The organism is Kitasatospora sp. NPDC038210, from assembly GCF_055600605.1.
Window position 1 is genome coordinate 1 of record NZ_JBVJYK010000015.1, and the last position, 20,279, is coordinate 20,279.

Here is a 20,279-nt window from a genome sequence, read left to right on the forward strand (position 1 = left end):
CCAGCCCGAACCTGGGAAGTGGTGTTTCAGAGGATTGGCCGCCCCGGGACCGTCCGCGCCGATGCGTGTCCGGTGCTCCCTGCCGAGCGACTAGGAAACACTACGCCTATCCGGCCTCGAAGGCAAACCCGCCCGTCCCGGAGACGGTCCGGGTGCAGAGCGCCTGCCCGGGCTTCACGTACTCACCGTTGGGGTGGTCGTTGCCGGTGACCCAATGCCGGGCGCCGGCCTCGTCGCGACCGCCGGCGCGGTGGCGGCCGAGGAGCCGCTCCTCGCGGACGGTGTCGTCGGCGTGGACGTACCAGAGTTCGCGCAGCAGGCGGCGGGCGTCCGGCCACGGAGTGTCGGCGGACGCGAGGTAGTTGCCCTCGGTGATGACGAGGCGGGTGTGCGGGCGGACCACGTGGCGGGCGGCGACCGGTTCGTCCAGGGTGCGGTCGAAGTCAGGGACGTAGATGTCCTGGAAGCGGTCGGCGGCGATGCGGCGCAGCAGGGCGACGTAGCCGTGGGCGTCGAAGGTGGCCGGGGCGCCCTTGCGGTGGGTCAGGCCCAGGCGGTCGAGCTGGGCCCCGGAGAGGTGGAAGCCGTCGAGCGGGACGTAGGCGGCGGTGCCCGGTCCTTCGGCGCGCTCGGCCTCGGCGACCAGGTGGCGGGCCAGGGTGGACTTGCCGGCACCGGGCGGGCCGGCAAGTCCGAGGATCGTGCGGGCGTTGCTGCCCGGGCCGCGGAGGAAGCCGAGGGCAAGGTCGGTGAGGCGGTCCTCGTTCATGGCCGCACCTTACTCACCGGGGCCGGGGGAACCGGGCCTTCGACGACCCCTCTTTCGACGCCCCGGCCTTCGACGACATGGGCCGCCGGCGACCGGACGCTCAGGCCGCCCGCTCGGCCAGCGCGGGCGCGTCCAGGGTGAGTGTGCCGGCTTCGGCGTCGAGCAGGGCGGGGACGCCCAGCGGAACGGTCAGGGTGGACGGGCAGTGGCCGAAGCCCAGCTCCCAGAGCACCGGTATGCCGAGTCCGCCGAGCCGGTCGAGCATCACCTCGCGGACCCGCTCGGGCCGTCCGCAGCCTTCCCAGGAGCCGAGGGCGATGCCGGCCACGCCGTCGAGGGCGCCGGAGCGCAGGAACTGGGTGAGGAGGCGGTCCAGCTGGTACGGGTGCTCGTTGACGTCTTCGAGCATCAGGATGCTGCCCTCGTAGGAGGGACGGGCCGCCGGTGTGCCGCGCTCGGCGGCGAGGACGTGGACGCATCCTCCGGCGGTGACGCCGCGGGCGCGGCCGGGAACGAGCGGGCCGGCGGTGGCCGAGGTGAGGACCGTGGTGGCGGCGGGGTCGAAGAGGGTGCGGCGCAGGTGCTCGGCGGTGGGGCCGTCGGAGATGAAGGAGGCGCCCGCGGCCAGCGGCCCGTAGAAGGTGACGAGGCCCAGGTGCCGGGCGAAGGCCTCGTGCAGGGAGCTGACGTCGCTGAAGCCGATGAAGGGCTTGGGTGCGGAGGCACGCATCGCCGTCCAGTCGAGCAGGTCGACCATCCGGTGCACCCCGTAGCCGCCGCGGGCGCAGATGACGGCGTCGACGGTGGGGTCGAGCCAGGCGCTCTGGAGGTCGGCGGCACGGTCCGCGTCGGTGCCGGCGAGGTAGCCGAGGGCGGGGTGGGTGTCGAGGACGTGCGGGGCGACGGTGACGCGCAGCCCCCAGGAGCGGAGGATGGCGCAGCCGGCGGTGAGGCGTTCGGGTTCGATCGGGCCGCTGGTGGCGACGACGGCGATGTGGTCGCCGGGGCGCAGGTGCGGCGGACGGGTCAGCCCCTGGCCGGGTGTGGTCGGGTGCTGGTCCATGGGCCGGGCCGCCTTTCGGGCGCGGGAGCGGGGACGGACGGCCGCGGTGTGGTCGCGGCCGCCCGGTGACGATATGCCCCCGCGGTGACCGGCCGATGTCCGAGGGGCGGTGCCCGAAGGACGGGGGTCGTAAGGACGGGACCCGACGGACGGCGTCCGGGCGCGGACGTCTGCGGCGTGCGGGCCCGCCGGGGTGAGGGTTCTTCAGATCACGGCGCCCATCACCTCCCGGACCTCCCTCAGGGTGGCGTCGGCGACGGCATTGGCCCGCTCGGCGCCCTCGCGCAGGATCTGCCGGAGGTGTCCGCGGTCGGCGGCGAGCTCGGCACGGCGGGCGCGCAATGGCCGGAGGTAGTCGTTGACGGACTCGGTGACGACGCGCTTGAGCGCGGCGGCGCCGCCGTCCCCGATCTCCTCGGCGACGGCCTCGGGGGCGCGGTCCTGGCAGAGCGCGGCGAGCAGGACGAGGCTGGACACCTCGGGGCGGGCGACCGGGTCGTAGCCGATGCGGCGGTCGGCGTCGGTCCTGGCGCCGCGGATGATCCGGGCGGTTTCGTCCTCGGTGGCACCCAGGGCGACTGCGTTGCCCCGGCTCTTGCTCATCTTTCCGCCGTCGGTGCCGAGCAGCATCGGGGCGTCGGAGAGCAGGGCCTGCGGGCGGGGGAAGACGGCGCTGCCGTCGGCGTGCGGATAGCGCTCGTTGAAGCGGCGGGCGACGGTGCGGGCGACTTCGAGGTGGGGCAGCTGGTCCTGACCGACCGGGACGAGGTCGGCCTTGCAGAAGAGGATGTCGGCGGCCTGGTGGACGGGGTAGGTGAACATCAGCCCGCTCACCGCGGACTGGCGGGAGTGGGCGATCTCGTCCTTGACGGTGGGGTTCCGGTTCAGTTCGGCGACGCTGACCAGGCTGAGGAAGGGCAGCAGCAGTTGGTTGAGGGCGGGAACGGCGCTGTGCGCGAAGATCGTGGACCGCTCGGGGTCGAGGCCGGCCGCGAGGTAGTCGAGGACGAGGTTCTCGGTGTGCTCGGCGAGCCGGTCGGCGAGGTCGCGGTCGGTGATGACCTGGTAGTCGGCGACCACGACGAACATCTCGACGCCCTGGTCCTGCAGTCGGACGCGGTTGCGCAGGGTGCCGAAGTAGTGGCCGAGGTGGAGCGGGCCGGTGGGGCGGTCCCCGGTGAGGACGCGGTGGGCGGTCGGGTCGTCGATCAGGGCGGTCTCGGCGGCTGCAGTGCCGGGCGCAGCGGCGGCGGGCGCGGCGACGGCAGCAGCGGACTCGGCGGCGGGCGCGGAGGTCGCGTAGGTCGCGGAAGTGACGGGCGGGGCGGCGGTCTCGGTGGTCACGGGTTCTCCTCGGTGCGGCGGTGTGGCGGCCGTCCGGGGCGAGGGGCCCCTCCCGCGGGAGAGCGGGGAAAACGCAACAGGGCCGTCCATCCCGGACGGCCCTGGTCAGGCGAGTGCTGGTGGCCGTCCTAGGACGGCCACCAGCACAGGCCCACGAAGCGCTTCATGCGCCCCAGCGTAGCGTCAGTCCTCCATCACCAGCGCGGGAGTTTCCTTGCGCAGCGTCTCGCCGCGGAAGAACTCCGGCCGCACCAGGCCGTAGCAGGTCATCAGCAGCGCGCCGAGCAGCAGGATGCCGACGCCGATGACGAACACCGAGCCGATGCCGAGGACGGCTCCGCTGCCGTAGTCGGGGGCCCAGGCGTCGGTGAGGGTCTGCAGGAAGACCGCGCTCAGCAGCAGGCCGCCGAGGAACGGGGCGATGCCCTTGAGCAGCAGGTCGCGCGGGCCGGTGCGCAGCGAGCGGCGGAAGTACCAGACGCAGGCGAAGGCGGTCAGCGCGTAGTAGAAGCAGATCATCAGGCCGAGCGCCAGGATGGTGTCCTCGACGACGTTCTCGCTGATCAGGCTCATGCCGACGTAGAAGACCGCGGTGGCGATGCCGGCCGCCACGGTGGCGTAGCCGGGGGTGCGGAAGCGCGGGTGGACGGCGCCGAAGCGCGGCGGCACGGCGCGGTAGGCGCTCATCGCGAGCAGGGTGCGGGCCACCGGGATGAAGGTGGTCTGCAGGCTGGCGGCTGCGCTGGCGACCACGGCCAGGAAGAGCAGGATGCTCCACGGCGAGCCGAGCACCGGGCGGGCCAGCGCGGCGAAGACGTTGTCGGCCGTCTCCGGGTTGCCCAGACCGGTGCCGGTGGTGCCGACGCCGGCGAACATCTGGGCGGCGATCGCGACCAGCAGGTACGAGCCGACCAGGGTGACCATGGAGATCATCGCGGCGCGGCCGGGGGTCTTGGCGCTCCCGAGGGTCTCCTCGTTCATGGTGAGGCAGGTGTCCCAACCCCAGTACATGAAGATCGACAGCGACAGTCCGGCGGTGAACGCGCTGAACGAGCCCACCTGGAGCGGGTCGAGCCAGGAGAGGGAGAAGCCGATCGAGTCGGGCAGGTCACCGGCGGCGGCCTTGCCGACGGCGATCGCCGCGAACAGCAGCAGCACGGCCAGCTGGAGCCCGACCAGACCGTACTGGAACCACTTGGTGGCGGTCATCCCCCGGTAGCTCATCGCGGTGGCACCGGCTATCAGCAGGACGACGGTGAGCAGGTGGACGGCCGTGTTCTGGTCGAGATCGGCGACCCAGCCGCTGCCGGTCATCTCGCCGAGCATCAGGTAGAGGAATTCGGTCGCCACCCCGGCCAGGTTGGAGAGCACGATGATCGTCGCGACGGTCAGCCCCCAGCCGGCCATCCAGCCGACCCTGGGGCCGAAGGCCTTGGCGGTCCAGGTGAAGGACGTTCCGCAGTCCGGGAAGTCCTTGTTCAGCTCCTTGTAGGCGAACGCGACGAGCAGCATCGGCAGGAAGCCGGCCAGGAAGACCGCGGGCATCCGGACGCCGACCGCGGTGACGGTCGGGCCGAGCGTCGCGGTCAGGCAGTAGACCGGGGCGACCGTCGAGACGCCCAGCACCACACTGCCCAGCAGGCCCACGGAACCGCCCCGTAGACCCTTGTCCCCCGCTCCCCCGGCCGTCCCCGGGTCGGGGACTCCACCACTGGTGCCACTGACCGGGGCACCGTGCGGAGCGTCGGGCGCCATTGCCCGGCCGCTACTCGTGTGCTCTGAGAGCTGCTGATCAAACACCAGCGCACTCTAAGTGCGGACACGGAATGTTGAATAGACCAACTCTTGGTGATTTTTTGCACTTACGATGACTTTTCTCCTCTTGACTCCTCCCCCGAACCCCCTCCGGGCCCCCTCTCGGTAGCGCACGGCAGATCGAGATAGGTTAGCCTCGCCTAACTTCAATCTCCCCGTTCCGACCCGTGAAGGAGCGTCGCGTGGCCCCCACCTCCGACGACCTGGCCCTCGTCCCCCGCGCCCCCGACCGCCGCAGGTTCCTGAGGGCCGGGATCGCCGGCGGGACGGTGCTCGGCCTCGGCGGCCTGCTGGCCGCCTGCGGCAGCTCGGGCGGCTCCGGTGGTTCGGCCGGCTCCGGCGGCTCCGGCGGATCGGCCCCTGGTGGCGGCTCCGCGCCCGACCGGAAGTCGGTCAAGCAGGGCGGCGACGACTACGCCACCGTCATCGAGAAGATGAAGGGCTTCGGCAGCGACGCCGCACCCGGCGTCTACCCGCGGACCGTCAAGCACGCGATGGGCGAGACCGCCATCCCGGCCAGGCCCACCCGGGTCGTGGTGCTGGACACCGGCGAGCTCGACAACGTCGTCTCGCTCGGCATCCAGCCGGTCGGCGTCGTCCACGCCGACGCTTCCAAGTCCCTGCCGTCCTACCTCAAGGACAAGGCCGGCAGCCCCGCCGCCGTCGGCACCATCAACAGCCTCAACCTGGAAGCGATCGCCGCGCTCAAGCCGGACCTGATCCTCGGCAGCCAACTGCGCGCCCAGGACCAGTACGCACAGCTGTCCAAGATCGCACCGACCGTCTTCTCGCTCCGCCCCGGCTACCCCTGGAAGCAGAACTTCCTGCTCAACGCGAGCACGTTCGGCCTGGAGGCCGAGGCCGGGGCGCAACTCGACGCCTACCGCGCGGCGGCCACCGCGATCGGCGCCGGACTCGGAGACAAGCGGCCCACCATCACACCCCTGCGCTTCATGCCGGGCCGCACCCGGCTCTACGCCGAACTCTCCTTCATCGGCACCGTCCTCACCGACGTTCCGCTGCCGCAGCCCACGATCGAGCAGGTCAAGGAGCTCGCGGTGGAGGTCGGCCCGGAGCAGATCGACAAGGCCGACGCCGACTGGATCTTCTACGGCGTGTACGGCAGCCCGAGCTCGACCAACCAGGACACGGTGCTGGGCGGCGCGCTCTGGAAGACCCTCGGAGCGGTCAAGTCCGGGCAGGCCCGGCCGGTTTCGGACGAGACCTGGTTCCTCGGGCTCGGCGTCATGGCGGCGAACGCGGTCCTCGCCGACCTCAAGGGGTTCGTCGCGCCCGGCAGTTGACCGGGCGCCGTCGGCACGGGCGGCGGCGCGGCGGCGATCTTCCGCGATCCTCGCTCGGGCCCTTCCGGGAGTCCTCGGGCTGATCCTCGCGCGGTCCTTCCGGATGCCCCCGGGCCGGTCCTCCCGCGGATCCTTCCGGATGCCCTCGTGTGGTCGTGCGGTGGTCGCACGCACACCGCCGGGTCGGACGCTTGGAGCTGGTCGCGCGGTGCGGGAGGATCGTCGGGACCGTCCCCCGAAGGGCCCGCCGATGACCTCGCCCCACCTCGCCGCAACCGATCCGCGCCCGCCCGGCCCGCCCGGGGAGAGCGCCGGATCCGCACCCCCGCCCGCTGTACCCGGGCCGGCCGCCGCGGCCGGCCCGATGTGCTCGATCGCGACCGCCGTCGAGACGGGCACGGTCGCACCCGGGTCCGCCGACGGGGTGGTCCGCCGGGCCCCCTCGCCCCGCCACGACTCGGTGCCGCAGCCGCGCAGCCGGGACGATGCGGACGCGCTCGCCCTCCCCGCGAAAGTCTCCGTACCGGACCCCTCCACGGTGGACGGCGACCCGACGGCGGCACGCCTGCGGGCGGCGTTCGCCGAACGGCTGCGGGCCGCACGGACCGAGGGCCGCTCGGTCGCCGAGCTGGCGGCCGCGTGCCGTCGGCCGGTCGCGGAGGTCCGGGCGATGCTCGGCGAGGAGGAGAAGAAGGAGGAGGCCGACGGCGGCGCCGGGAGCAGCGGCGTCACCGGGGCAGAGGCCGGGGCTGACGTCGAGGCCGAGGCCGAGGTCGGATTCGTCCGCTTCCCGTCGGTCGTCGCGCCGGAGGGCGTCCCGTCCGTACCGGCGCAGCGTTCGGTGCGCGAGGAGCTGCGGGCCTTCGGGCCCCTGCGGCCGTCGCCCTCGCGCCGACTGCGCCGGATGCACCCGCAGGCCGCACCGGACGGGCAGGAGGCGACCGCACGGGAGACGGCCGCGGCCGGCCCCGCCGGGGCGGGCCTCCCGGGTGGCGCCGCACGGACGGGCGAACTCGGCGGTACGGCGGGGGTGGTGGCGGATCAGGTGGTGCCGGGGGCCGGTGCCGCGACCGCGGCACACCTGGACGGCGGCGCCCTCCACGCCGAGGCGCCGCACACCGAACCGCAGCTCGGCATCCTGATCGGTGGGAGCCCCGGTCTGCCCGAGCCCGTCGGTCGGCCGGAGGAGCGGGCGCCGGTCCGGGTGGCGGCCGAGCCGATCCGGGTCGGCCGCGGCACCAGCCTGGTGGTGTTGCCCTCCTGGCGCCCCGCCATCGCCGTCTCGGTGCCGACCGAGCAGCTGCTGGCCGCGACCGGTCTCGGCTACGAGCAGCTCGCGGGCGCCCGGCTGACGGTGCTGATGAACCCGAGCGCGCTGCACGACCGGGAGCTGGAACTGCACGGCTGGGAGACCGGTCCGGGCGCGCGGGGCCGACGCCGCGGGCGGCCCTGACAGCACGCGCCGACGCCTGGCGACCCCCGCCCCCGACACCGCCGGACGGATACCGCCGGCCCCGTGGGGGTGGGCAGGGGGGTGGGCCGCTGCCGGTCGACGGTCAGCGGACCGCCGGGGCGTTCGGGACGTACCCGAGGTCGACGGGCACCGGCGGGTTGCCGTCCACGGCCCAGCCCCGGCGGACGGTGTCCAGCAGCTCCGGAAGCCGGGGCGGCCACAGTGCGTCGGCGTTCTCGTCGGCGAGGTCGGCCGGGGTCCACCAGCGCCAGTCGAGGATCCGGTCGACGGCGTGCACCGCGCTCACGTCACCGACCGGGCCGCGGTGTGGTCCACCGGTGAGGTAGATGTGCTCGTGCTGGCGCACCGGGGTGCCGTGCCAGGTGAAGTCGTGTTCCCAGGTGCAGAGCAGCGGGCCGGGTTCGAGGTCGGTCCAGCCGGTCTCCTCCCACAGCTCGCGCCGGGCCCCCTCCCGCGGGGACTCGCCGGCCTCCAGTCCGCCACCCGGCATCGTCCAGTGGACGCCGACCTCGTCGTTGTCCGAACGGAGCAGGAACACCGAGCCGTCCTCGTCCAGGACCACCGTGCGGGCGGCCTGTCGCGGCACGCGCTTGTGGGGGCGCAGCAGATTGCGCATCGGGTTTCGCATCGGATCACTCTCGCAGCGGGCCCCTGGAACGTCGAGCGGATGCGTCGCTCCGTCCGGCCTTCGTGCGCTGCGAGCCCTTCGAGCCCTTCGAGTCCTCGGGGGGCCTTCACATCCCTGGGGTCCTTCGGGTCCTTCTGGCTCCCGAACCGCCCGGCGCGGGCGCCGGACCTGCCCGTTCGCCGTACCCTGACGGCCATGCCCGTACCCGCGATCATCTTCCCCGTCGATCCGCTCAACCCGCGCCGGCCCGATCCGCACTTCGCGTGGGAAGCCAGGCTGCGGGAGTTGGGTGGCGAGCACCACCTCGTCGACCACGACGCGCTGCTCGCCGGACGGGCCCCGGAGGCGGTCCGGCGGGTGCCGCGGGACAGCGGACCGCTCTGGTACCGGGGGTGGATGCTCCCCTCCGCCCGGTACGCCGGCTTCGCCGCCGCGCTCACGGCACGCGGCGGCAACCTCCTGACCAGCGCGCCCGGTTACGCGGCAGCGCATGAACTGCCCGGCTGGTACGGCGTGTTCGAGGGAGCGACGCCGACGAGCGCCTGGATCCCGTCGGACGGACCGGTGGCGCCCGGGCCGCAGGAGCTGTCGGCGGCCGCGGCCCGACTCGGCGGGAGCGGCCCGGCGATCGTCAAGGACTACGTGAAGTCCCGCAAGCACGAGTGGCACGAGGCTTGCTACGTACCGGAGTTGGCCGACCTGCCGGCCGTCGCGCGGGTGGTGCGGCGGTTCGTCGAGCTGCAGGGCGAGTTCCTGGCCGGCGGGGTGGTGCTGCGGCGCTACGAGGAGTTCGAGCACGCCGGCGGCGTTGGCGGCTCCGGGGGCGCTGAGGGCTCCGGGGGCGCTGAGGGCTCCGGGGGCGCCCGCGGCTCCGACGGTGGCATGGGGGACGAACCGGGTACGGGCGGGCGGGCCGTGGAGGCGCGGGTGTGGTGGCTGGACGGCCGGCCGATCCTCGTCGGGCCGCATCCGGACGCCCCTCGCCGGAACGTCGAGCCCGACCTCACCGAGGTCCGGGCGCTGGTCCGGAGGCTCGGCTGCCGCTTCGTCACCACTGACCTCGCCAGCCGGGCCGACGGCTCCGGCTGGCGGGTGGTCGAGGTCGGGGACGGACAGGTGAGCGACCTGCCGCGCGGAATCGACCCCTCGGGGCTGCTGACCTCGCTGATCACCGCCTGACGGGTCTCGCCTGGCAGGTCTCGCGTGACGGTCTCCCCCGATGGGTCGCGTCGGGCGGGCCGCCCGGCAGATCGCGGGCAGGGCGCTCCCCGGACCGGGCCCGTCCGGGGAGCAGCCCGAGGGCTACCCGGCGGCGACGCTCTCGGCGGCCGGGTGGCCGTCCGCGATGAACGCCTGCCAGAGCCGGGCGTAGGTGCCGTCCAGAGCGAGCAGTTCGGTGTGGGTGCCGTCCTCGACCACCCGGCCGTGGTCCAGCACGATCACCCGGTCGGCACGCTCGGCGGTGGTCAGGCGGTGGGCGATGACCAGCGTGGTCCGACCGCCGCTGAGCCGGTCCGCGGCGTGGTTGACCGCCGCCTCGGTGGCGAGGTCGAGCGCCGCGGTGGCCTCGTCGAGCAACAGGACGTCCGGGTCGACCAGTTCGGCACGGGCCAGCGCGATCAGCTGGCGCTGACCCGCCGAGAGGTTGCGGCCGCGGCCGGCCACCTCGTGGTCGTAGCCGCCGGAGAGCCGGACGATCATGTCGTGCGCGCCCACCGCCCGGGCCGCCGCCTCCACCTCCTCGGCCGAGGCGCCCGGCCGGCCGTACGCGATGGCCTCGCGGACCGTGCCGGCGAACAGGTAGGCCTCCTGCGGCACCACGCCCAGACGGTGGCGGTACTGCGCCAGGTCGTAGCGGGTGAGGTCGACCCCGTCCACCCGGACGGTGCCCTCGGTCGCGTCGTAGAACCGGGCGACCAGCTTCACCAGCGTCGACTTCCCGGCGCCGGTCTCACCGACCAGTGCCACCGTCTGCCCGGCCGGGATGTGCAGGTTCACGTCGGTCAGCACCTTCGGGGCACCGTCCGCTCCGCCGTTGTAGGCGAAGCCGACCCCCTCGAAGTCGATCTCGCCGCGCAGCCCCTTGGGCACCGGGACCGGGTCGGCCGCCGGGGCCGTGGTCGTCGGCGTGCGCAGCAGCTCGCGGATCCGGCCGAGGCCCACCGAGGCCTGCTGGTAGCCGTCGAAGACCTGGGACAGCTGGTTGACCGGTGCGAAGAACAGGTCGATGTAGAGCAGGTACGCGACCAGCGCGCCGACCGTCAGCGTTCCGGCGTCGACCCGGGCGGCGCCGACGATCAGCACCAGCGCGGCGGCCACGCTGGAGAGGAACTGGACGAACGGGAAGTACAGCGAGATGTACAGCTGCGCGCGGACCCGGGCCTCGCGGTACGCGATGCCGCGCGCCACGAAGCGGTCGGTGTTGGTGTCCAGGCGGCGGAAGGCCTGCACGATCCGCATGCCGGCCACGTTCTCCTGGAGGTCGGCGTTGACGGCGCTGATCAGGTCGCGGGAGCGCTCGTACTGGTCCTTGGACTTCTTGCGGAACACCAGCGTGGCGATCACCAGCAGCGGCAGCACCGCGAAGACCACCAGGGCCAGGCCTGCGTCGATGATCAGCAGGGCGGCGAAGATCCCGGCGAAGGTCAGCAGGCTGACCACGGCGGTGACCATGCCGGTCTGCAGGAAGGACGTCAGCGAGTCCAGGTCCGTGGTCATCCGGGTCATGATCCGGCCGGTCAGCTCGCGCTCGTAGTAGTCCAGGCCGAGCCGGTTGAGGTGGGCGAAGATCTTCAGCCGGAGCGTGTAGAGGACGCGCTCACCGGTGCGGCCGCTGACCCGGTTCTCGGCACCCTGCACCAGCCAGTCCAGCAGCACCACGACCAGTGCGGTGAGCGAGGCCACCGCGACGCCGGACATCAGGCCCTTGCGGACGCCCTCGTCGATGCCGTGCCGGATCAGCACCGGCAGGACCAGGCCGGCCGCCGCGTCCAGCGCGACCAGCAGCAGGGCGATGAGCAGCGGAGTGCGGAAGGGGCGCAGCAGGCGGCTCAGGCTGAAGTCCGGGTCGCCGGCCTCGGCCTCGGGGCGGGCGACGGCCGGAGTGTCGTCAGCGGGCGGGAGGGCGGCGACCTTGTCCAGCAGGTCGGGGTCCGCGGTGCGGGCGGCCTTGGACAGGGCGGGGGTCGGGAGCTCGGGGGTGGTGGGAGCGGTCGGCTGCTCGGCGGACGGCTTCCGGTCGGACGGTGTCCGGTCGGACGGTGTCCGGTCGGACGCCTGCACGGCCGACGGCTGCCTGGAGTCCTGGTGCCGGGCGACCGTCGCGTCGGCGGCCGGATCGGCCTGCGGTTCGGCGGGTACCCCGCTCTGCGGACGACCCGCCTCGGGATCGGTGATCAGCGCCCGGTACTGGGGACATCGGGCTTCGAGTTCCTCGTGCGTACCGAGGTCCAGCAGGCGGCCGTGGTCCAGGACGGCGATCCGGTCGGCGAGCTGGAGGGTCGAACGGCGGTGGGCGATCAGCAGCGTGGTGCGGCCGGTCATCACCGAGCGCAGCGCGTCGTGGATCTCCGCCTCGACCTGCGGGTCCACCGCCGAGGTGGCGTCGTCCAGCAGCAGGATCCGGGGGTCCGTGAGGATCGCCCGGGCCAGGGCGATGCGCTGGCGCTGGCCGCCGGAGAGGGTCAGGCCCTGCTCGCCGACCCTGGTCTCGTAACCGTCCGGGAGCGCACGGACGAACTCGTCGGCCTGGGCGGCGCGCGCGGCCGCGACCACCTGCTCGTCGGTGGCGTCCGGGCGGCCGTAGGCGATGTTGGTGCGGACCGACTCGGAGAACAGGAAGCTCTCCTCCGGGACGATGCCGACCGTCGCCCGGACCGAGTCCAGGGTGAGGTCCCGCAGGTCGTGGCCGTAGAGGCGGACGGCACCGGCGGCCGGGTCGTAGAAGCGGGGCACCAGCTGGGCCACCGTCGACTTTCCGGAGCCGGAGGCGCCGACCACGGCGAGGGTCTCGCCGGGGGCCAGCTTCAGGCTGAGGCCGTGCAGCACGGGTGCGGGGTGCTCGGGGTCGTAGCGGAACTCGACCTGGTCGAACTCCAGGGCGACGTCGAGGGTCCGGGGGCCGACGGCGGCCTGCCGCGGGGTGTCGCCCGCCGGGACGGAGCCGTGTGCGAGGGCGCCGGACGGGGCGGTGCCGGACGGGGCGGTGCCGGACGGGGTGGTGCCGGACGGGATGTCGTCGTGCGCCGGATCCGGGGCGGGGTCCGCGGTGAGGTCCAGGGTGAGCGCGTCCGGGCGTTCCTGGACCAGCGGACGCTCGTCGATCAGCTGCAGGACGCGCTCCACGCCTGCCCGGGCCTGCTGGCCGACCGTGATGATCATGGTCAGCATCCGGACCGGGCCGGTCATCTGCGCCACGTACGTCGAGAAGGCGACGAAGGTCCCGAGCGAGACCTGGCCGTCGACCGCCAGCCAGCCGCCGAAGGCCAGGACGGCGACCTGGGCGAGGGCCGGGATCGCCTGCATCGCGGGGTTGTAGCGGGCGTTGAGCCGGATCGAACGCAGCCGGGCCGCGAACAGGTTGCGGGACGCCTGCTCCAGCTTGTCGAGCTCCTGCGCCTCCTGACCGAAGCCCTTGACCACCCGGACGCCGCCGATCGCACCGTCCACCACGCCCGCGACGGCGGCCGCCTCCTGCTGGGCCGCCCAGGTGGAGGGGAACAGGCGCTTGCGGCTGAGCACGGAGACCCACCACAGCGCGGGCGCCATGACCAGGGCGACCAGGGTGAGCGGCGGGGACAGCCAGAGCATCACGATCAGCGACATGACGAACATCAGCAGGTAGCCGGTCATCATCGGCACCATCGAGAGCAGGCCGTTGACCAGCTGGAGGTCGGAGGTCGCACGCCCGACCACCTGCCCGGTGTCCAGCCGGTCCTGGCGGTGGCCGTCGAGCCGGCCGAGCGACCGGAACAGGTCGCTGCGCAGGTCGTGCTGCACGTCGAGGGCGAGCTGGCCCCCGTAGTAGCGGCGGACCTGGGTGCAGCCGAAGACCACGACGGCGGCCAGCAGCAGCACCACCGCCCAGGGGGCCAGCGAGCGGGTGTGGGCGACGATGACGTCGTCGATGATCAGCTTGGTGACCAGCGGCACCAGCGCGGTGACGGCCATGCCGAGGAGCGAGGCGCCGAAGGCGAGCAGCAGGCTGCGGCGCGACCGCCAGCTGTATCCGACGAGGCGGCGCAGCCAGCCGGCGGGCTCGGTTCGCCCGTCGGCGGGGTCCGTCCCGGCGGCGCGCTCGCCGACGACGGCCTCCGGGGTCGTCGAGCCGGGGGCCGGTGGGCCGCTCGGGGATTGCTCCACCGTGGATCCGTGAGTCTCAGGCATATTTAGGGATGCTAACCATTTCGTCGGGTGGCCGCTACGGCGTTTCCAACCCGGGTGGGTTCGGGGCGGGCCGCGGCAGCCCGGATCGTCCGGTCCGGCGGACTGGGCAACAGCTCGCGGCCGGCGGAGATTCCCGATCGAACATCCGCGCGGCCGGCATCGACCGCCGCCCGCATCCAGGGTCGCCGACCGCCCGTGCAGGTGCCCAGCGACCGGGGGCGGTCCGGCGCAGTCCTTTCGGCCTAGGCCTCCGGGCGGGGACGTGCACGTAAGCGGCCGGTGCCCCGCGGGAAGCGAAGCCCGGCGGGACGCGCGCAGCCCGGGGAAGCGCGCGGCCTGGGGAAGCGCGCGGCCTGGGAGAAGGGCGCGGCCTGGGAGAAGGGCGCGGCGCGGCGGAACGACGCCGCTCCCGGCGGAACGGCTCCGCTCCTACTCGGGCACCGACGAGCCCGAGCCGGCCGCGTCCGCGGCGGCGGCGAAGGCGCCGTGGGCGAGGGTGTGCAGCAGGGCGGCCATGCCGTCGCGCTGCAGACCGGACCGGTCGCCCTGGCCGGACCGCTCCCCCTGGCCGGGGTTCGAGCCGACGCTGTGCGGGGTCGAGTTGATCAGGCCGAAGACGGCGTGCACGGCGGCGCGCGCCACCGGCTCGGCGGCGGGCTCGGCCAGCGGCGGGTAGGCCTGCCGGACCACGTCCACCCACAGCTCGACGTAGCCGCGCTGGAGCCGGCGGACCGTACGACGGTCCTCCTCCTTGAGGTTCAGCAGCTCGCGGTCGTGCAGGGTGATCAGGTCGCGGTCGTCCAGGGCGAAGTCGACGTGGCCGCCGATCAGCGCGTCCAGTGCGGCGACCGGACCGTCGCCACCGCCCGCCCGGCGGCGCCCCTCCTCCAGCAGGCGCTCGCTGATGCCGATCAGCAGGTCGGCGAGCATCGCGTCCTTGCCGGCGAAGTGGCGGTAGAGCCCGGGACCGCTGATCCCGACGGCCTTGCCGATCTCGTCCACGCCCACGCCGAGGAAGCCCCGGGCCGCGAACAGTCGCGCGGCCTCCCGGCGGATCTGGTCGCGGCGTGGGAGCGCAGAGGTTGCGGGGACGTTCGGCATGCCGTCCATCGTAGACAGTCGGGTTATCGGTCGTTAACCTGGGCGGCGTAAGTTAACGTTAATTAACGTGGGACTCCATGGGCGCCGAGGCGCCCACCTGGTGCCGAGGGCAAGGGAGCTCTTGGGAATGGTCATCTCAACCGCCGGCGCACCCACCGGCATCCAGCTCAGCGCGGCGAACGGCACGGCGGCGGCGCCGACCGCCCCACCGCCCGGAGCCGCCGCACCGGCGCCCCGGCTCGGCACCTCCGTCGACCCGGGCTCCGCGGCCTACCGCGCCAACACCGAGGCGCACCAGGAGCTGGTCGCCGAGTTGCGCTCGAAGCTCGACGCGGCCGCCCAGGGCGGCGGCGCCAAGGCCCGCGCCCGGCACACCGCACGCGGCAAGCTCCTGCCCCGCGACCGGGTGGACACCCTGCTCGACCCGGGCTCGCCCTTCCTGGAGCTGGCCCCGCTGGCCGCCGACGGGATGTACGACGGGGCGGCGCCCGCGGCCGGGGTGATCGCCGGCATCGGGCGGGTCGCCGGACGCGAGGTGGTGGTGGTCGCCAACGACGCCACCGTCAAGGGCGGCACCTACTACCCGATGACGGTGAAGAAGCACCTGCGCGCCCAGGAGGTCGCGCTGGAGAACCGGCTGCCCTGTGTCTACCTGGTGGACTCCGGCGGCGCCTTCCTCCCGATGCAGGACGAGGTCTTCCCGGACCGCGACCACTTCGGCCGGATCTTCTACAACCAGGCCAGGCTCTCCGCCTCGGGCATCCCGCAGATCGCCGCGGTACTCGGCTCCTGCACGGCCGGCGGCGCGTACGTCCCGGCGATGAGCGACCAGGCCGTGATCGTCCGCAACCAGGGCACGATCTTCCTGGGCGGGCCGCCACTGGTGAAGGCCGCCACCGGCGAGGTGGTCACCGCCGAGGAGCTCGGCGGCGGCGACCTGCACTCCCGCACCTCGGGCGTGACGGACCACCTGGCCGAGGACGACGCCCACGCCCTCTCCATCGTCCGCACCATCGTCGCCGGGCTCGGCCCGCGCGCGGCCAAGCCCTGGCCGCTCGCCCCCGTCGAACCGCCGACCGTGGACCCGGCGGGCCTGTACGGAGCCGTCCCGGTCGACCCGCGCACGCCCTACGACGTGCGCGAGGTGATCGCCCGCCTGGTGGACGGCAGCCGCTTCGCCGAGTTCAAGGCGGAGTACGGCGCAACCCTGGTCACCGGCTTCGCCCGGATCCACGGCCACCCGGTCGGCATCGTCGCCAACAACGGCGTGCTGTTCTCCGAGTCGGCCCTCAAGGGCGCCCACTTCATCGAGTTGTGCGACCAGCGCGGCATCCCCCTCCTCTTCCTGCAGAACATCACCGGATTCATGGTCGGCCGGCAGTACGAGGCGGGCGGCATCGCCAAGCACGGCGCCAAGATGGTCAACGCCGTCGCCTGCACCCGCGTCCCGAAGCTCACCGTGGTGGTCGGCGGCTCCTACGGGGCCGGCAACTACTCGATGTGCGGCCGGGCCTACTCACCCCGCTTCCTGTGGATGTGGCCGGGCGCCAAGATCTCCGTGATGGGCGGTGAGCAGGCGGCCTCCGTGCTCGCCACCGTCCGCCGCGACCAGCTGGAGGCGCACGGCGAGCAGTGGCCGACCGAGGCGGAGGAGGAGTTCAAGCGCCCCGTCCGCGAGCAGTACGAGCGCCAGGGCAACGCCTACTACGCCTCCGCCCGGCTCTGGGACGACGGTGTGATCGACCCGATGGACACCCGCACCGTCGTCGGCCTCGCGCTCACCGCCTGCGCCAACGCCCCGCTGGCACCGCCGGCCCCGTACGGCGTCTTCCGCATGTGATTCCTCGTCATGGCGCCCCTGCGTTCGTGATCCCTCCCTTCCGGGTGTGACGTCTACGGCGCCGGTCCGACCCCGGGCCGGCGCCCGACCGCCCACCGCCACCTCCTTCGTACGGCTCCCCTCGACCCGGAGGAACGCCTCCCATGTTCGACACAGTTCTGGTCGCCAACCGCGGCGAGATCGCCCTCCGGGTGATCCGCACCCTGCGGCGGCTCGGTGTCCGCTCGGTCGCCGTGTTCAGCGACGCGGACGCCGACGCTCCGCACGTCCGCGAGGCGGACGTCGCGGTCCGGCTCGGCCCGGCCGACCGCAGCGACAGCTCGGCGGCCGAGACCTACCTGCGGACCGACCAGATCCTCGCCGCCGCCCGCCGCACCGGTGCCCAGGCCGTCCACCCCGGTTACGGCTTCCTCGCCGAGAACGCCGGCTTCGCCCGCGCCTGCGCCGACGCCGGCCTCGTCTTCATCGGACCGCCTCCCGGTGCGGTCGAGCTGATGGGCGACAAGATCAACGCCAAGGAAGCCGTCCGGGCCGCCGGGGTCCCGGTGGTCCCGGGCAGCCAGGCCACCGCGCCCACCGACGAGGAACTCGTCGCCGCCGCCGACGAGATCGGCTACCCGGTGCTGCTCAAGCCGTCCGCCGGCGGCGGCGGCAAGGGCATGCGCCTCGTGCGGGACCGGGCCGAGCTGCCCGCCGAGATCGCCGGCGCCCGCCGCGTCGCACGGACCGCCTTCGGTGACGACACCCTGCTGCTGGAGCGCTGGATCGACCGGCCGCGCCACATCGAGGTGCAGGTGCTGGCCGACGCCCACGGCACCACCGTCCACCTCGGCGAGCGCGAGTGCAGCCTGCAGCGCCGCCACCAGAAGCTGATCGAAGAGGCTCCCTCCGTTCTCCTCAATGCCGAGACCCGCGCCGCGATGGGCGCCGCGGCCGTCCGCGCCGCGGAGTCCTGCGGCTACACCGGGGCCGGCACCGTGGAGTTCATCGTCCCCGGCATCGACCCGGACGCCCCCGCCTCCGCCGCCGAGGGGGTGCGGGACTTCTTCTTCATGGAGATGAACACCCGTCTCCAGGTGGAACACCCCGTCACCGAACTCGCCGTCGCCGTCGGCGCCGACGCGACCAGGCTGGACCTGGTCGAGTGGCAGCTGCGCGTCGCCGCCGGCGAACGGCTCTCCTTCGCCCAGTCCGACGTCTCCTTCCTGGGCCACGCCATCGAGGCCCGCATCTGCGCCGAGGACCCGGAACGGGACTTCCTGCCCACCGGCGGCCGCATCCTCACCCTGGACGAGCCCCGGGGCGAGGGCATCCGCGTCGACTCCGGGGTCGCCCCCGGAACCGTCATCACCAGCGCCTACGACCCCATGCTCGCCAAGGTCATCGCGTACGGGCCCGACCGCCCGACCGCGCTGCGCCGGCTCCGCGCCGCGCTGGCCGACACCCGCATCCTGGGCGTCACCACCAACACCGGCTTCCTGCGGCGGCTCCTCGCACACCCCGAGGTCGCCGCCGGCCGACTGGACACCGGCCTGGTGGAGCAGACCGCCCAGCAGCAGCCAGCCCTGCTCACCGCGTCGTACTCTCCCGTCAACGCGACCGCTCCGGCCGAGGCCACGACGCCCGCCCACCCCGGGAACGGGACCGACGCCGCAGCGGCCGAACCGCCGTCGCCCGCGCACCTCCTCTACTTCGCGGCCGCGCTCGCACGGCACCTGGAACTCACCCCGGCCGCCACCCCCGGCGGCTGGACCGACCCGTTCTCCCTTCCCTCCGGCTGGCGCCTGAGCGGCACCCCCGCCTGGACCACCCACCGACTCCGTACCCCCGGCCAGGACCCGGTGTCGGTGCGCATCCGTTCGATCACTGCGGGCAACGTAGTCGACGCCACTGACAATTCCGCCGGGCGGGCCCGCGAGGTGGAGCTCCGGCTCGGCGAGGGGCCGGTGCACCGCGCCCGCGCGGCCCTGGCCGGCGACCGGCTGCACCTGACCGTCGACGGCCTGCAGACCACCTTCTCGCTGGCCACCGACGCCACCCCCGGCCTCGCCGCCGGACCGGTGACCTGGCTCGGCATCGAGGGCGACGCCTGGCCGCTGCACGCCTACGACCCGGCCGTCGAGAGCGCCGCCGGGGCCGGCGCCCACCACGGCGCCCTGACCGCCCCGATGCCCGGCACGGTCACCGTCGTCAAGACCACGGCGGGCGAGACGGTCCGCAAGGGCCAGCCCCTGCTCGTGCTGGAGGCCATGAAGATGGAACACGTGATCGCCGCGCCGCACGACGGCGTGGTCGCCGAGCTGCGGGCCACCGCCGGCGCCACCGTCGCGATGGAGGACCTGCTGGTCGTGGTCACCCCGGTCGAGGCGGCCGCGTCCGGGGAGACCGCCGCCGGGACTGCCACCGCGCCCGCCGAACCCGCGGAGGTGCGGTCGTGACCACCCCCACCCGCGAGCCCGACGCCCTCGACCTGGGCCTGCCCGACCCCGTCCGCGCCCCCGGCCTGCCCGAGGAGGTCCGGATCCACGAGGTCGGCCCCCGCGACGGCCTGCAGAACGAGGGCGCCATGGTGCCCGTCGAGGTCAAGGCCGAGTTCATCGCCCGGCTCGCCGCCGCCGGCCTGCGCACCGTCGAGGCCACCAGCTTCGTGCACCCGAAGTGGGTGCCCCAGCTGGCCGACGCCGAGGACCTGATGCCCAGGCTCGCCGAGCTGCCGGAGCGCCACCCCGGCCTGCGGCTGCCGGTCCTGGTGCCCAACGAGCGCGGCCTGGACCGCGCGCTCGCCCACCACGCCGGCGACATCGCGGTGTTCGCCAGCGCCACCGAGACCTTCGCCCGCCGCAACCTCAACCGCTCGGCGGACGAGGCCATGGCGATGTTCCAGCCGGTCGTGACCCGGGCGACCGGGGCGGGGGTCGCGGTCCGCGGCTACCTCTCGATGTGCTTCGGCGACCCGTGGGAGGGGCCCGTCCCCATCCCGCAGGTGGTCCGCCACGGCGTCCGGCTGCTGGAGATGGGCTGCTCCGAACTGAGCCTCGGCGACACCATCGGCGTGGCCACCCCGGGCCAGGTGAGCGCCCTGCTGACCGGCTTCGCCCGGGCCGGGGTGCCGGCCGACCGGCTCGCCGTGCACTTCCACGACACCTACGGCCAGGCGCTCAGCAACACCCTGGCGGCGCTGCGCGAGGGCGTCACCACGGTGGACGCCTCGGCGGGCGGCCTGGGCGGCTGCCCGTACGCGAAGAGCGCCACCGGCAACCTGGCCACCGAGGACCTGGTCTGGATGCTGCACGGACTCGGCGTCCGGACCGGCGTGGACCTGCGCGCCCTCGTCGCGACCAGCGGCTGGATGGCCGAGCGCCTCGGCCGCCCGAGCCCGTCCCGCACCGTCCAGGCGCTGCTCGGCGCCGCCCGGGGCTGACCGCCCCGCCCCGCCCCCGCTCCGGCGCCGGCCGCGCCCGTACGGTCCGGCCGGCGCCACCCACCCCGCCCGTCCCTCACCCACCCACCCCCGACCGCACCCGCGCGTCCGTCCGACCGACCGACGCCGGTCGTC

Annotated in this window: 13 protein-coding genes; 6 read left to right on the forward strand and 7 right to left on the reverse strand. The window is 73.9% G+C overall.

The genetic code is table 11. The features are described 5' to 3' along the window. Window positions 1-106: 106 nt before the first annotated feature. The 4 genes from ACZ7KX_RS27770 to ACZ7KX_RS27785 form a co-directional block, all read right to left on the reverse strand. Window positions 107-769: a nucleoside/nucleotide kinase family protein gene (locus tag ACZ7KX_RS27770; protein ID WP_470328837.1), complete on the reverse strand. Its 663-nt coding sequence runs from the start codon at window positions 767-769 to the stop codon at window positions 107-109. 100 nt (window positions 770-869) lie between these two features. Then, window positions 870-1,832 (reverse strand): S66 peptidase family protein, encoded by a 963-nt coding sequence (locus tag ACZ7KX_RS27775; RefSeq protein ID WP_470328838.1) that lies wholly within the window; start codon window positions 1,830-1,832, stop codon window positions 870-872. Window positions 1,833-2,036: 204 nt separating this feature from the next. Next, on the reverse strand, window positions 2,037-3,176 hold the full coding sequence (gene trpS, locus ACZ7KX_RS27780) for a tryptophan--tRNA ligase (protein ID WP_470328839.1): 1,140 nt from the start codon (window positions 3,174-3,176) through the stop codon (window positions 2,037-2,039). Between the two features lie 183 nt (window positions 3,177-3,359). Further along, window positions 3,360-4,931 carry an APC family permease gene (locus tag ACZ7KX_RS27785; RefSeq protein ID WP_470328840.1) on the reverse strand — a complete coding sequence of 524 codons (1,572 nt, stop codon included), beginning with the start codon at window positions 4,929-4,931 and terminating at the stop codon, window positions 3,360-3,362. A gap of 302 nt (window positions 4,932-5,233) precedes the next feature. Between ACZ7KX_RS27785 and ACZ7KX_RS27790 the strand changes: the two genes are divergently transcribed. Together ACZ7KX_RS27790 and ACZ7KX_RS27795 are read left to right on the forward strand one after the other, a co-directional pair. Next, the gene (locus ACZ7KX_RS27790; protein ID WP_470329000.1) at window positions 5,234-6,295 is read left to right on the forward strand and encodes an ABC transporter substrate-binding protein; all 1,062 of its coding nucleotides are present in this window, start codon (window positions 5,234-5,236) and stop codon (window positions 6,293-6,295) included. 250 nt (window positions 6,296-6,545) lie between these two features. Further along, on the forward strand, window positions 6,546-7,748 hold the full coding sequence (locus tag ACZ7KX_RS27795) for a hypothetical protein (protein ID WP_470328841.1): 1,203 nt from the start codon (window positions 6,546-6,548) through the stop codon (window positions 7,746-7,748). Window positions 7,749-7,851: 103 nt separating this feature from the next. Here the strand turns inward: ACZ7KX_RS27795 and ACZ7KX_RS27800 are convergent, their stop codons facing one another. Continuing rightward, window positions 7,852-8,397 (reverse strand): NUDIX hydrolase, encoded by a 546-nt coding sequence (locus tag ACZ7KX_RS27800; protein ID WP_470328842.1) that lies wholly within the window; start codon window positions 8,395-8,397, stop codon window positions 7,852-7,854. Window positions 8,398-8,592: 195 nt separating this feature from the next. Between ACZ7KX_RS27800 and ACZ7KX_RS27805 the strand changes: the two genes are divergently transcribed. After that, window positions 8,593-9,576 (forward strand): ATP-grasp domain-containing protein, encoded by a 984-nt coding sequence (locus ACZ7KX_RS27805; protein WP_470328843.1) that lies wholly within the window; start codon window positions 8,593-8,595, stop codon window positions 9,574-9,576. Between the two features lie 123 nt (window positions 9,577-9,699). Here the strand turns inward: ACZ7KX_RS27805 and ACZ7KX_RS27810 are convergent, their stop codons facing one another. Next, entirely contained in the window at window positions 9,700-13,782 is a 4,083-nt protein-coding gene (locus ACZ7KX_RS27810) for an ABC transporter ATP-binding protein (RefSeq protein ID WP_470328844.1), read from the reverse strand. A 429-nt stretch (window positions 13,783-14,211) separates the two neighbouring features. After that, on the reverse strand, window positions 14,212-14,883 hold the full coding sequence (locus ACZ7KX_RS27815; protein WP_470328845.1) for a TetR/AcrR family transcriptional regulator: 672 nt from the start codon (window positions 14,881-14,883) through the stop codon (window positions 14,212-14,214). A 127-nt stretch (window positions 14,884-15,010) separates the two neighbouring features. Between ACZ7KX_RS27815 and ACZ7KX_RS27820 the strand changes: the two genes are divergently transcribed. From ACZ7KX_RS27820 to ACZ7KX_RS27830, 3 genes are all read left to right on the forward strand, one after another. Continuing rightward, window positions 15,011-16,723 (forward strand): carboxyl transferase domain-containing protein, encoded by a 1,713-nt coding sequence (locus tag ACZ7KX_RS27820; protein ID WP_470328846.1) that lies wholly within the window; start codon window positions 15,011-15,013, stop codon window positions 16,721-16,723. Window positions 16,724-16,866: 143 nt separating this feature from the next. Then, complete coding sequence (locus ACZ7KX_RS27825) at window positions 16,867-19,161, forward strand: ATP-binding protein (RefSeq protein ID WP_470328847.1); 2,295 nt, start codon at window positions 16,867-16,869, stop codon at window positions 19,159-19,161. Continuing rightward, window positions 19,158-20,144, forward strand: a complete 987-nt coding sequence (locus ACZ7KX_RS27830; RefSeq protein ID WP_470328848.1) for a hydroxymethylglutaryl-CoA lyase — start codon at window positions 19,158-19,160, stop codon at window positions 20,142-20,144. The genes ACZ7KX_RS27825 and ACZ7KX_RS27830 overlap by 4 nt, the downstream gene beginning before the upstream one ends. Window positions 20,145-20,279: the final 135 nt, after the last annotated feature.